Annotated in this window: 14 protein-coding genes, 1 tRNA gene and 1 pseudogene; 9 read left to right on the forward strand and 7 right to left on the reverse strand. The window is 69.0% G+C overall.

Annotation, left to right across the window (positions count from 1 at the left end; all coding sequences use genetic code 11):
• The first annotated feature begins 55 nt into the window (after window positions 1-55).
• Together ACFYW8_RS22315 and ACFYW8_RS22320 are read left to right on the forward strand one after the other, a co-directional pair.
• Window positions 56-829 carry an MBL fold metallo-hydrolase gene (locus ACFYW8_RS22315; RefSeq protein ID WP_389078490.1) on the forward strand — a complete coding sequence of 258 codons (774 nt, stop codon included), beginning with the start codon at window positions 56-58 and terminating at the stop codon, window positions 827-829.
• A gap of 151 nt (window positions 830-980) precedes the next feature.
• A complete protein-coding gene (locus ACFYW8_RS22320; protein WP_389078495.1) occupies window positions 981-1,895 on the forward strand; it encodes a ketopantoate reductase family protein in 915 nt (304 codons plus the stop codon).
• 177 nt (window positions 1,896-2,072) lie between these two features.
• Here ACFYW8_RS22320 and ACFYW8_RS22325 read toward each other — a convergent pair whose 3' ends face one another.
• The 4 genes from ACFYW8_RS22325 to ACFYW8_RS22340 are packed head-to-tail and all read right to left on the reverse strand — an operon-like array spanning window position 2,073 to window position 5,593.
• On the reverse strand, window positions 2,073-2,984 hold the full coding sequence (locus tag ACFYW8_RS22325; RefSeq protein ID WP_389078500.1) for a LysR family transcriptional regulator: 912 nt from the start codon (window positions 2,982-2,984) through the stop codon (window positions 2,073-2,075).
• A 37-nt stretch (window positions 2,985-3,021) separates the two neighbouring features.
• Complete coding sequence (locus ACFYW8_RS22330; RefSeq protein ID WP_389078505.1) at window positions 3,022-3,609, reverse strand: hydrolase; 588 nt, start codon at window positions 3,607-3,609, stop codon at window positions 3,022-3,024.
• A 2-nt stretch (window positions 3,610-3,611) separates the two neighbouring features.
• Complete coding sequence (locus tag ACFYW8_RS22335; protein WP_389079385.1) at window positions 3,612-5,129, reverse strand: MFS transporter; 1,518 nt, start codon at window positions 5,127-5,129, stop codon at window positions 3,612-3,614.
• Complete coding sequence (locus ACFYW8_RS22340) at window positions 5,129-5,593, reverse strand: MarR family winged helix-turn-helix transcriptional regulator (protein WP_389078509.1); 465 nt, start codon at window positions 5,591-5,593, stop codon at window positions 5,129-5,131. Before ACFYW8_RS22340 ends, ACFYW8_RS22335 begins: the two co-directional genes overlap by 1 nt.
• Before the next feature lie 316 nt (window positions 5,594-5,909).
• Between ACFYW8_RS22340 and ACFYW8_RS22345 the strand changes: the two genes are divergently transcribed.
• Complete coding sequence (locus tag ACFYW8_RS22345; protein WP_365870964.1) at window positions 5,910-6,242, forward strand: hypothetical protein; 333 nt, start codon at window positions 5,910-5,912, stop codon at window positions 6,240-6,242.
• Window positions 6,243-6,328: 86 nt separating this feature from the next.
• On the opposite strand, the gene ACFYW8_RS22350 is transcribed toward ACFYW8_RS22345, so the two are convergent.
• A complete protein-coding gene (locus ACFYW8_RS22350) occupies window positions 6,329-6,745 on the reverse strand; it encodes a hypothetical protein (RefSeq protein WP_389078516.1) in 417 nt (138 codons plus the stop codon).
• Window positions 6,746-7,194: 449 nt separating this feature from the next.
• Here ACFYW8_RS22350 and ACFYW8_RS22355 point away from each other — a divergent pair, with 449 nt between their 5' ends.
• Window positions 7,195-7,500 (forward strand): hypothetical protein, encoded by a 306-nt coding sequence (locus tag ACFYW8_RS22355; RefSeq protein WP_389078521.1) that lies wholly within the window; start codon window positions 7,195-7,197, stop codon window positions 7,498-7,500.
• On the opposite strand, the gene ACFYW8_RS22360 is transcribed toward ACFYW8_RS22355, so the two are convergent.
• The gene (locus tag ACFYW8_RS22360) at window positions 7,501-7,995 is read right to left on the reverse strand and encodes a hypothetical protein (RefSeq protein ID WP_389078526.1); all 495 of its coding nucleotides are present in this window, start codon (window positions 7,993-7,995) and stop codon (window positions 7,501-7,503) included.
• Between the two features lie 436 nt (window positions 7,996-8,431).
• On the opposite strand from ACFYW8_RS22360, the gene ACFYW8_RS22365 reads away from it, so the two are divergent.
• The 3 genes and pseudogenes from ACFYW8_RS22365 to ACFYW8_RS22375 all read left to right on the forward strand — a co-directional run.
• Complete coding sequence (locus ACFYW8_RS22365) at window positions 8,432-9,160, forward strand: hypothetical protein (RefSeq protein WP_389078530.1); 729 nt, start codon at window positions 8,432-8,434, stop codon at window positions 9,158-9,160.
• Window positions 9,161-9,331: 171 nt separating this feature from the next.
• Window positions 9,332-10,126: a LamG domain-containing protein gene (locus ACFYW8_RS22370; RefSeq protein ID WP_389078535.1), complete on the forward strand. Its 795-nt coding sequence runs from the start codon at window positions 9,332-9,334 to the stop codon at window positions 10,124-10,126.
• A gap of 63 nt (window positions 10,127-10,189) precedes the next feature.
• A pseudogene (locus tag ACFYW8_RS22375) lies at window positions 10,190-10,468 on the forward strand (tyrosine-type recombinase/integrase); the annotation flags it as partial.
• 376 nt (window positions 10,469-10,844) lie between these two features.
• Here the strand turns inward: ACFYW8_RS22375 and ACFYW8_RS22380 are convergent.
• Complete coding sequence (locus ACFYW8_RS22380) at window positions 10,845-11,042, reverse strand: hypothetical protein (protein ID WP_389078540.1); 198 nt, start codon at window positions 11,040-11,042, stop codon at window positions 10,845-10,847.
• A gap of 657 nt (window positions 11,043-11,699) precedes the next feature.
• On the opposite strand from ACFYW8_RS22380, the gene ACFYW8_RS22385 reads away from it, so the two are divergent.
• A complete protein-coding gene (locus ACFYW8_RS22385; protein ID WP_389078545.1) occupies window positions 11,700-12,242 on the forward strand; it encodes a DUF4262 domain-containing protein in 543 nt (180 codons plus the stop codon).
• Window positions 12,243-12,246: 4 nt separating this feature from the next.
• Window positions 12,247-12,337: transfer RNA gene (locus tag ACFYW8_RS22390), tRNA-OTHER, on the forward strand.
• The last annotated feature ends 75 nt before the right edge of the window (window positions 12,338-12,412 follow it).

Here is a 12,412-nt window from a genome sequence, read left to right on the forward strand (position 1 = left end):
AAGGGGGCCGCCGCGGCCGGGAATAGCGCCGCCGGTTCCGCGGATTGAGCAGAGCATGACCTCAACGGAGATCACCTACGTCGGCGGCCCCACAGCCGTCATCGCGGTCGGCGGCCTGCGGCTCCTCACCGATCCGACCTTCGACGCTCCCGGCGAGTACCCCGTCGGCGCACGGAGACTGGTGAAGACGGCCGGGCCCGCGCTAACGGCCGACAAGCTCGGCCCGGTCGACGCCGTCCTGCTCTCCCACGACCAGCACCCGGACAACCTGGACGCCTCCGGGCGCGGATATCTCCAGAGCGCCCCGGTGACGCTGTCGACGGTATCGGCGTACGAGCGGATCGGCGCGCCCGTAAGGGCCCTGCGCCCCTGGGAGTCCCTCGAACTGGCGCGTCCCGACGGCGGGGTGCTGCGCGTGACGGCCGTTCCGGCTCAGCACGGACCCGACGGCTCGCTGCCTCTCGTGGGCGAGGTGACCGGTTTCGTGCTGTCCGGGGAGGGGCTGCCCAAGGTGTACGTGAGCGGCGACAACGCGTCCCTGGACGTCGTACGGGAGATCGCGGGCCGGGAGGGCCCCTTCGACGTGGCCGTGCTGTTCGCCGGCGCGGCGCGGACCCCGCTGGTACCGGACGCTCCGCTGACCCTGACCAGCGAGGACGCGGCGCGGGCGGCGGAGATCCTCGGCGCCGCCCTGGTCGTCCCGCTGCACTTCGAGCACTGGGGCCACTTCACCGAGGACGGCCCGACCCTGACGAAGGCCTTCGCGGAGGCCGGGCTCACTGACCGGCTTCGGCTCCTCGATCCCGGTGCTTCGGTACAGGTTCCTTAGCCGCGTCCGCGGTCCAGTCCACCGCGAACCTCCGACACCCCAGTGAATCCTTGGAGTTGGGCAAGCTTCTCTGAGGATTGACTTGGGTGAGGGCTCTTTGTGACCATCACCGGGCCCTCCTTCGGGGGCTCACCGAGAGGAGCGAGATCACATGGCGAACAACGGGCTGACGGTGGCGGTGCTGGGTCCTGGCGGGGTCGGCGGACTGCTCGCGGCGCTTCTGTCCCGCGCCGGCCACCGGGTGATCTGCCTCGCCGGGGACGAGACCGCTCGGGCACTGGCCGCGAACGGTATCGAGGTGCGCAGCGGTCGCTTCGGCGACTTCACGGCGCGGGTCTCGGCGGACACCGAACTGCGCGAACCGGCCGACGTGTGTCTGATCGCGGTCAAGGCGACGGCCCTGGACGCCGCGCTGGAGCGCCTCCCGGCGAAGGCCCTGGGCGAGGAAGGCCTGATCGTCCCGCTCCTGAACGGTGTCGAGCACCCGGCACCGCTGCGCGAGCGCTACCGCCCCGAGCAGGTGGCCCCCGCGGTGATCCGCGTGGAGTCGACGCGGATCACGCCGGGAGTGATCGAGCACGGCAGCCCGTTCGCCGAGGTCGACCTGACCGCCGACACGGCACCCCGGGCGCGGATCGAGGCATTCGCCGGGACCCTGGAGTGGGCCGGGGTGCGCGCCCGGGTCCAGGACAGCGAGACGGCGACGCTCTGGGCGAAGATGTCGTTCCTCGCGCCGTTCGCACTGCTGACGACGCGGTACGGGGTGCCGGTGGGCGACGTACGCACGCTGCACCGAGAGGAGTTGGCCGCCCTCGTCGAGGAGACGGCGGCGGTCGGCCGCGCGTGCGGAGCCTCCGTCGATGCGGCGGCCGCCCTCGCCCGCTACGACGCCTTTCCGGCGGCCACCAGGTCCTCCATGCAGCGTGACGCCGAGGCGGGCCGCACACTCGAACTCGACGCGATCGGCGGTGCGTTGCTGCGGGCGGCCGAGCGGACCGGGGTGCCGGCACCGGTGACGAGCAGGCTGGTCCGAGAGCTGACGCCGACCGCCGAGACGGGCACCTGACAGCGGGGCGGCGCCCGATGGGGTCGGGGCATACGGGACCTGCGCCGGCGCCAGTCCCCGTCGCGGTGACCTGTGCCGACGCCTGCCCCCCCATCGTGGTGACCTGTGCAGACGTCAGCCCCCATCGTGGTGACCTGTTTCGGCGTCAGTCCCCCGTCACGGTGACCTGTCTCGGCGTCAGTCCCCCGTCGCGGTTCCGGCGCCCGCGCAGTGCCGGGTCACCGTGTCGGCGAAGGCGTGCGCCACGGGTGACAGGGCGTCCCACTGACGTACGGCCCAGCCGACCGTGAGGGGCGGCAGGGCCGGGACGGGGAGGAAGCGGAGGCCGGGCAGGCCGGGGCCGCGCAGGCCGGGCAGGTCGGGGACGACGGCGTGGCCGAGGCCGAGTCCGGCGAGCAGGATCGCCGTGTCCCAGTCGGCGACGCTGGTGTCACAGACACCTATCGGTATCCCCAACTCTCGGTAGGCGGCGTCGAGATGAGCCCGGGAGGTGGAGTTCTCGGGCAGTCCGACGATCCGGAGTCCGGCCAGTTCCTCCGCCTCGATCCGCTCCCGCGCGGCGAGTTCGTCGTCGGCGCGTACCGCGAGCACCCAGGAAAGCTCCGCGACGGCCCGCTGCTCGACCCCGCGTACGGGCTGACCGAGGGTGATCCAGGCCAGGTCGAGTCCGTGGTCGGCGAGCGCGTCGAAACAGCTCCGGCTGGAGTTCTCGGTCTGGAACTCCAGGCTCACCTTGGGGTACCGCCGCCGGAACTCGACCACTGCCCCGGCCATGAAGTGCCGCACGGTGGTGCCCCCGGTGGCGATACGTACCGTCCCGACGCCCCCGCGCGCCAGCTCGTCGAGTCGGCGCAGCGCGAGGTCGAGGCCCGCGATCCCGTCGGCGGCGGCCCGTTCGAGGAGCCGCCCGGCGCGGGTGGGCACCACGCCCCGGGCCTGCCGCTCGACGAGCCCGACCCCGACCTCCCGTTCGAGCCGGCGTACGTGCTGGCTCACCGCCGACTGCGTACAGCCCAGCTCCCGGGCCACGGCACTCAGGCTCCCGGCCCGGCAGACGGCGACGAACACGCGAAGATCATCCAGGGTCACAGACCCAAGGTAGCGGCGGCCCGGCGGAGTTGGCCGCTCAGGCCCGGGTCTTGTCGAGCAGCTCGACGATCTCCTCGGTCGTGCCGCTCTCACCGAGGCGGGGGAAGATCCGCTCGACGCTGTTGCGGTGCGTCTCGGGGTCGAGGTCGGACATCGCGTCGGTGGCGAGGGTGACGTGGTAGCCGTGTTCGTGGGCGGCGCGGGCGGAGGACTCCACGCCGATGCTGGTCGCGATGCCGGCCAGCACGATCTGGGTGATTCCGCGGCGGCGCAGCTGAAGGTCGAGGTCGGTGCCGTAGAAGGCGCCCCAGTTCCGCTTGGTCACGGTGATGTCCCCGGGGTGCCCGGCCAGTTCCTCGACGATGACGTCCCAGCCCTCCGGGAAGGCGCGGCCGCGGCTCCCGCCGTCGATACGGCCGTGTACGGCGTCCGCGCCGTCGGCGGCGGCGGTGACCCGGACGAGGACGACCGGGAGGTCATGGCCGCGGAAGGCGTCCGCGAGCCGGACGGCCCGCCGCACGACGTCGGCGGCGGCGTGCGGGGCGAGGCCAGGGTTGCCGACGATGCCGTGCTGGAGGTCGATGAGGACGAGCGCGGTGCGGGGGTCGAGCGTGGTGACTGCCATGGTCAGGCCTTTCGGGGGATGAGATCGCGCAGGGATCGGTCGATGAGGGTCACCGCCAGGAGCAGCACTGCTCCGGCGAGCATGAAGAGGGCCAGGTGGTGCAGACCGCCGGTGTCGGCGCCGTGCGTGAAGAAGGCGGCGTCGGCGGCGGAGGCGGCCATCGCGCCGAGGTAGGTGAAGGTGCGCAGCAGTCCGGCCGCGGAGCCCATCCGGGCGGAATCGGCCTGCCGGTACAGGGCGTTCTGGTTGGCCAGGCCGTTGAGACCCTGCGGAACGCCCATGAGGGCACCGACACCGGCCAGCATCCAGATCGCGCTGCCGGAGTTCATGATCAGCAGCGCCGCGCACCCGGCGATCTGGACGAGACTCCCGACCACCAGCTTGCCGCGGACGGCCTCCCGACGCCCGGTGACCCCGGAGACGATGAGCCCGCTCAACGACAGCGGCAGCAGGACGAGCCCCGCGCCGGCCGCGTGCAGCCCGTACCCCTCCTCCATCCACTGCGTGAACCCGTAGAGGAAGGCGTACGCGGTGGTGTAGCTGAGGAACTGGCGCAGGAAGGTGGCCAGTATGGGACCGTTGCCGCCGAGCACCCGCAGGTCGATGAACGGCTCCGGGACCCGGAGTTCCCGCCGTGCGAAGGCTCCCCCGGCGACGAGCGCGAGCACCGGCAGGTACCAGTCCGCGGCTCGCGGCCTCATCAGGAACAGCATCAGTGAGACGAGCAGGGCGGCGAAGAGGGCCATGCCGACGAGGTCGACGCCGCGCGCGGCCGGTACGTGCGGCGCGTGGGACTCGTCCTGCACGGTCGTGGGGTCCGGGGCGGTCACGCTCGGATGCGGCGACGACTCCGGAACCTTCGGCATGCGCGTCCTCGGCAGCCGCGTCCTCGGCGGCCGTGCTTTGGGCAGCCGCAGCGCCCCGAGGACCAGACAGGCCAGCGACAGTGGCACGTTGATCAGGAAGATGGTGCGCCAGCCGCCCACGCCGATGAGCAGGCCGCCCAGAGTGGGCCCGACCACGGCGACGGTCTGCGCGGAGACGGCGAGCGCGGTCAGTACTCCGGCCGGACTGCCCTGCCCGGTGCGTTCCGCCTCGCTGCGGGTGAGGTGCATCGCGGCTGGGTACGCGGCCGAGGTTCCGAATCCGAGCAGTACCCGGGCGGCGACCAGAGCGCCGAGGTTCGGGGAGAGGGCACCGAGAAGTCCGGCGATGCCCACCATGGCCGTACCGGCGAGGTAGAGGCGTCGGGGACCGTACAGATCGACGAGCCGTCCGATGACGGGCTGCCCCACGGCGGTGGCGAGATAGAGCCCCGAGACCAGCCACGCGGTCTCCGCCGCCGACGCCCCGAGGGCTCTGCCGATCGGCACCAACGCCACCGCGATCATGGAGGAGTTGACCGGGTTCAGCACGGAACCGAGGACCATCGGGGCGATCAGCCGGCGGTCGAAACGATCGGGCGGGCGGTGACGCGCGGGGACGAGGCGGTGCTGGAGCCAGTCCCGGATGGCGGGTATCACGGCCGGGTCAGTCGTTCCAGCAGGGCCATCGCCTCGATGACCGTCTGCCGCTCGTCCTCCGTGCACCGGTCCTGGAAGGCTCGGGCGAGCCACTCCGAACGGGCCTGCCGGGTGCCGTCGACGCGCTCGCGTCCGGCGTCCGTGAGCGTGACCAGCTGGCGCCGTCCGTCCCCGGGGTCCGGGTTGCGCTGGATGAGTCCGTACTGGTCGAGGGCCGCGAGCGTGGCGGCCATCGACTGCGGGCGCACCCCCTCGGTCGCCGCGAGCGCACTGGCCGTGGCGGCTCCGCTCTTGCTCACCAGGGTGAGCGCTGAGATCTGGGACGGCGTGAGGTCCTGCTTCTCGGAGACCTCACGGATCCGCCGCCGGAGCAGGCTGAACGCGACCCGCAGATCCTGCGCGGCACGCGCCGCGGAATCCGAGACGCCCGCGTCGTTCCGCCGATTGCCGCTCTGATCCATACCGTCACCGTAAATCGCTCAGCCGAAACTGTCCAGTTGAGACTGTCCAGTTTCACCTGGGCAATACTGCCGGGAACACGGGCTCGCAACCGGCCTGCCTACAGCCCCAGGGCCCGCCCGGGGTCCGCCCGGGGTCCGCCCGCGGTCCGCCCGCGGTCCGCCCGCGGTCCGTTCACTGCCCACCACTGGGCGGAACCCGGGGGACGAAGAGTTCTCCCAGGTCACACACCACCTGAACACCCGTTCGGAACACTCGTTCGCGTGAAGTCCCGGAAGGAACTCGCATCACAAAATCGAACAGGCGTAGCATTGCCGTGTGGCTGCGACCTATGACTTTCCGAGTGACCTCCTCGCCGGTCAGGAGGAGCTGCATCAGGTCCGGGCCGAGCTACTGGCCCTGCTGAAACGACTCCCCTGGTCGGTGGAGCCGCTGGACGGCTTCAGTGACACCGGCGGCTGGCGCAAGGTGGAGCGCCCCGCTTCCCCGGGCTGGACCTCCGACGAACAGGCCGAGGTCGAGAAACTCCGCCAGCGCGAGCGCGAGCTCACCGTGTTCGTCTCCGGCCACCGCTTCTGGTCTGAGGTCCCCCCGCCGGACAAGGTCGACGCCCGGATGCGGCTGAAGCACACGCGCGACACCCCGTTATAGAGACGCACGCCGGGTTCGGCAGGCGCGATAGAGGCGCCGCCGGGTTCGGCAGGCGCGCCGGTACCTCCCCTGTTGACGGCCGCCCATCAGGCCACCCCTCCCGGTTCACAGGGCGGGGTCACCAGCTGATCTTTCAACACCGCGTACGCGCGCTCGACCTCACCCAGGTACTGCTCCAGGCGGAAGCGGACCTCCGTGATGCCCCGCCCGTCGAGGCCCGGGTACATGAGGTCGGACCAGATGACCGTCTCGCGCCGGAGCCGGACCCGGACGGTCAGCCTGCCAGGCCCTGGCTCGGGCCGCTCCTGGGATGCCACTTCCACCGTGTGCGGCATATCCCTCGGACAGAGCGGTCCGCCGGGGCCGAGCAGTCGCCCCGGCTCGAGGCCGGCCATTCTGCTGTCGCTGCGCGCGATCACGTCGAGGCCGTCGACGAAGAGATACGTGTGGACGGCAGCACACACCGGCGGCCCAGGACAAGCGCTGATGAGCAGCGTGCTCACCGCACCGTCGCCTTGCCTGTCGGGCGCGGTGCCCCTCAGCTCGCGCGGGGATCTACGCGGCATCCGCCTGATGTGACGTCATGAGCCGATCCTAGCGGCGACACCGCGCCGGTTCGGGGCTGCACCGACGTGGAGCAGGCGCCCGGCAGCGAGGTCCGCACAGGGAGGTCTTCGAAGTGCCACCCGTGGACCCCGGCCGCCGCGGGTACTGGGCTGGGACGCGTCAAGACCTCCTGCCCCGACCACAGCCGATCCGGTTCGGTGAGAGCGGCATGGGCCACGCGTCCTCCAAGGTCGGCAAGTGACTGTCGGCCGCAGGCTACTGGCTGACCACGTCGGCCGTTCTGAGTACGTGTACTCATGCGTGGCACGTGCCGGCTCGGCACGCTGGGCCGCAGGCGATCGGCGGACCGGCGACCGCGAACGGACGCGAACAGAGCGGGATGGGCATGAGGCGTGGAAAGGAGCCGTCGACCGGCCGACAGGTGGTGATGGGTGCGGCACTGCTCGTCAGCGACGTGGTGGTCATCGCCGGGCTGCTGTTCGGCCATGGGATCACGGGATGGTCCGACGACGGCAGTAACGCACTTGAGGCGCAGATGTTCGCGTGGCGGACAACGTGGTACCTGGCCGGCGGTGCCGTGCTCACGGGCGGTGGCCTTCTGGCCTTTCGATGGCGCATCCCGAGCGCGGTGCAGATCATCGTCCTGGGGATCGGAGCGCTCAAGTTCCACGCCCTCGCCGTCGCTCACTGATCAGCCGACGCCCACCCCGGCGGAACGAATACGGCGAGACCTCCACCAACCCCAGACCGTGTGGCCCACCAGAGCGACCGCAACGGCGACAGCCGTGAAACGAACGGTGGTCCAGGTGCCAAGAACAACCTGACTCGGCCCGCGCGACTCCGTCTCCAGACGCATGGAAGTCTCATAAAAGGCCACCAGGGGAACAAGCAGCCGGAAGAACAGGCCGCCGATGCCCGGCACCCGTGCGAAGTTCCCCAGGAGCCCGAGGGGTGCTCCGAAGAGGAATGCCAGCACACCCCAGAGGGCAATTCCGGATGATCCCGCACCTGAGGAATCCAGTCCATCCAAGGAGGCCAGGTTTCCCTTGGTCAGGTAGTAGGTCACGACACCGATAGCCAGTCCCAGGGGTGCGAGAACAACAGATTCGATTTTGGACCGGCGGAAATAACCCACCAGAAACGCATAACAGGCCCACGGCCACCCACCGGTGAAAACAGCGCCCACGGCCGCACCTGGACGGCCGCCCCAATGTTCAGCGGTAGGCCCTAACAGGCCAAGCAACAAGCCGAGCCCGAGTGGCACCGCAAATGACACGACCCGAGCACCCCAAAAGTTCACTCTCTCCCCTTCCAGCCCTGATGCGGCATTACTCCGGGCCCGTGTGCGCCCGGCGTAATGCCTCGCCCCACCCGAGAGCATCCCGCCATGGGGATCGACCTACAACTGCACGACAGCCTCCCGCACCGGCCCAGCCGGCGCTCGAAGCGCAAGCCGACCCTAATCCGTCAGTCCTTCATGAATCCCGAGAACTGTGAACTCCTCATGAAACGGCGCGAGTTGGGTCAGTCGAGTCGATTGCCCCAGCGATAACCCCCTCTACATCGACATGGGCATGCCATATGCAATACTCGATGGATCATGAGTGACACGGGGAGCGCCGGTGAGTGAACGGCGCGCGCGGAAGATGCTGCGTCAGATGGCGAGCGGGAAGCCGGTCCAGGTTTCTTGTTCCATGATGACCCTGAAGGAGATCGCCCGGATCGCCTTCGTAGCCGAGCAGTTCGGGTACGCATACTCGGACATCTCGCAGAGCGGTGGACCGAAGGGCAACGGATACGTGTTGTCCATCGTGCCCGACCCCAGCCCGCAGGCCCGCGCACGGGCCGAACGGAACCGGGCCAGTTATCCCGACGCCGTCGACGGAGGCGCGTTGCCGCCCGCCACGCCCGAGGCGGTCGAGCTGCTCAACGTCCGTATGAGGCACGACCTCGCGGGCAGCGTCAGCGTGAAGCAGCGGATCGCGCTCGTGAGCATCGGCTTCACCGCGCTGGCGTTGAGCGTGTGTTTCAATCTCGGCGCGGACACCACCGCCGTCGCCGCCACCGGCTCAGCCTGGGCCGTGCTGATGCCCCTCTCATTGATCGGGATCAAAGCCGGCCGTCGCTACACAGCCGGGTATGCCGCCCAGCTCCAGGCCGCCGGGTACGTGCAGGTGACCGAAAAGGGCAGCCGGGTGCGGCACGACTGTGGCACGCGACCGCTGCCTCCTGAACTCTCGAATCGACGGTCGTCGAGGTTCAACGAGTCGGCTGATCAGCCCTCGATCGCTCATGACAGTCGGCTGCGGTGCAGCGGTTGCGGTACGCCGCCGCTGCACCGACTCGCTTAGGCAGTTGCTCCGCCCGGCCATGTCCGGTCCGCCTCGGAAGGAGGCCGGACTTGTGAGCTGGGCAACTGAAACTCCTTGCGTCCGCAGGAGCGAGACTGGAAGATCTCGTCAGAACTTTGACTATATTTTTTCAATAGAGGGGCCATGTACAGCAGATATCGTTCGGCTTTTGTGACGGTAGGCGCCGTCGCCATCTCGGTAACACTCGGTGCGCTGCCTGGTGCCGCCCACGCGGCAGGCAAGGGACACAATTACCGGGCTGCGGAGACGCCGCTGAGCCGGGAGGGCTACTGGCCCTTGGAGGGGGCGCCCGGCGGAATCGCTCCCAACGTGGAGCCGGGAGGCCTGCCGCTGACCTTGAACGGCGATGCCTGGATCTACCACAACGAGGACATCTTCGGAGATCCCGCACTGGTTGATCAGGGTGATCTCAGGCTCGACGGCGACGGCGACTGGGCAGCGACTTCCGGAGCACCGGTCAGCGGGGACGGAAGTTTCACCCTCGCCGTTCGCGCTCGCCCGGCCGCAGCGAACAACAGGACGCAGACGGTCCTGTCGCTTCCAGGCTCCGACGCCGACCGCATCGCGATCCGGTACCAGGCGACAAGCGGCAAGTGGGAAGTCGTGGTGTCCACCAAGGACAAGGCGAATGCTCCGCAAGTGGTCATCACCGAGGAGCAGGCTTTGCCCAATGACGATCCCTACGGCGTGGGCGACCACTTGGCCGTTGTCTTCGACGCCCCCGCTCATGAGCTTCGCTTCTACGTGAACGGTCAACTGGCCAACACGTCCACCGCCGTGGACACGACCTCGTGGGCGGCGTCGGGCGGCCTTCAGGTAGGCCGCTCGGCGATCCACGGTGAGTACTTCAAGGGCACCGTGGACGAGGTGCGCGCCTACTCCGGAGCCGCGAACCCCACGATGATCAGCCTGATGTCCTCGCTGACGGGAACTCCCGACATCTGAGTGCCGGATGGTCCGGACACGCCCGTAAGCCCGGGCTTGCTGAGCCCCTGCACGCAGGACATCCGAACGGGGCGCCCGATCGAACCGCGCAACATGTACCGCTCCTTCACCCGGGTCGCCAAGAACGCCGACGTGTGGGTCATCCGGCTACACGACGCCCGGCACGGCTGCGCGCCCCTGCTCACCGCGGCCGGCGTGGCGCCCCGCGTCGTGATGGAGATCCTGGGGCACAGCCAGATCGCCGTGCCGATGAACGTCTACGGCCACGTCGTCCAGGACACGCAGCGCGAGGCCGTCAGTCACATGGACCGACTGCTCACGCGGCGGCTACAGCGCGAGTGACACCGGCACTGGTGTCAGATCGGGATGTCAAAGACCCCCAGCCATGATCGGCTGGGGGTCTTTGGCCCGGTGGGCGCGGACGGTTTCGAACCGCCGACATCCGCCTTGTAAGGGCGGGTGTGATCGGTAGCGGGGATGCCCAGGTCACTCCGGCTGTAGCGCCAGCCAGCTCAACGACGTATCTCGACTGTGGCGAGCCGCTGTTGACCGTGGTTGACCGCACGATGCGGCACGACTGCGGCACGCGCAGAGGGGCTGCGGGCTTAGAAGGCGCTTGGTGCGTCGCGCGGAGCACTCCCTCTGACCTGCACCACTCCCCCGCCCCGAGGCCCCGTCCACCAGCCCTCGACACGCATTCGACAGGGCCCGGGGTTCGCTACGGCCGCCGGTAGGCCTCGGGGGCAACTCCTGCCTCGGGCTTCCTGGAGAAGCTCACATAGACGGGGTGCTCGGGATCGCCCACCTGCATGAGGGCGAAGAGATCCAGATCGTGGTTGGCGAACCGGTGCAGATACTGCAGGAACAACTCCAGCTCCGTGTCCGACAGTGACTCGTCATGCCGCTCATTGCGCATGCCGGCACGATACGAGTCGGGCAGGATGCGGATGTGACGAATACGGGGGCGCGAGACAACTGGCCGCGGATACGTGTGTGGGTTTGGGTTGATGATCGAGGTCAGCCACAAGCCGCCCTGCATCCCGTGGCTGGCGCGACATGCAAGCCTGTTGAGCTGCCGCAAAACGCTAAGTACGTCCTTGAACTACTGGCTCGATGCCGAGGCGCGATTCGTGCGCTGACGGGCTTGGATGACCCGGAAGAGGCGCGCATTGCACTCAAAAAGACGGTGGATGTGAGGCGACACGCTGAACCTGAGGAGGACACCTCGCCCTGGCGTGCAGAGCCGCTACCTGAACGACCAGCCATGGAAGGCCAGGGCAGCAGCATTCGAACTGTCTCTGGCGGGCTTCCTACGCTGGGGCGTCGCCGACGTTGAGGTCGGTGGAGTCTCAATGACTCAAGCAACCAGGTCGGCCGCGGCTGACAGGTCCGTGAAGGCCCTGACCTTCTCGATGCGAACTATGGACACGATGGTTGCTGAGGTCTCCCGGGCATGTCGGACGGGTGCTCAGGGCCGTTAGTGGTCAGGGCTGGTCGCGACGGTGGCTGTACTTCGCTGCCGTACAGCCACCCCGGACGACGGCCCCTGCGCGAGCATGCCTACTCTCCTCGAATGGACGACGCCCCTTGCTTCTGCCTCCTCTGCGCCCCGACGGAATGGGGCGGCCCCGTGTCGGAGGAACGCGACAGCCGCATAGCCAAGAGCGTGGCGGACTTCGGCTGGCATGTCATGGGCGTGGCCGGCGACGATGCCCCCGGCAATTGGGGCTACTCCATCGGTCTCTGGCACACACTGCGCAGTCCCGAGATAAGCGTGTTCGGCCTGCCGTCGCAGACCGCGATGCGCGTCGCGAACGCCGCTGGGGCAGCGATACGGGACGGCAACCCACTTGAGCCCGACCAGCGCCGGGGAGACGTCCTCAACGGCTACGACGTGGCCGTCCGGCCCGTGCATCCCAGCTGGTACCACGACTTCTTCGGCGCCGGCATCGACTTCTACCAGACCCCGCCACTGCCGATCATGCAGTTGTTCTGGCCGGACAAGGCCGGACGGTTCCCCTGGGAAGAGGGCGCAGACGAGCGCTGTCGCACGGGGCAACCACTGCTCTGGATTGCAAAAGACGAGACCACCGGCCCGTGGACCGAAATCACGTGACGTCGGTGGAGTCTCAATGCTGAGTCGACCCGCTTGAGCGGTCTTGAAAACCGTCGTGGCGCGAGTCACCGTGGGTTCAAATCCCACACCCACCGCACGTGAACGGCCCCTGACCAGGTAAATCGGTCAGGGGTCATGCTCGTGGGCATTGTCCGCCAGTGACCGTGACT

Source organism: Streptomyces sp. NPDC002742, from assembly GCF_042888885.1.
Taxonomy (GTDB): domain Bacteria; phylum Actinomycetota; class Actinomycetes; order Streptomycetales; family Streptomycetaceae; genus Streptomyces.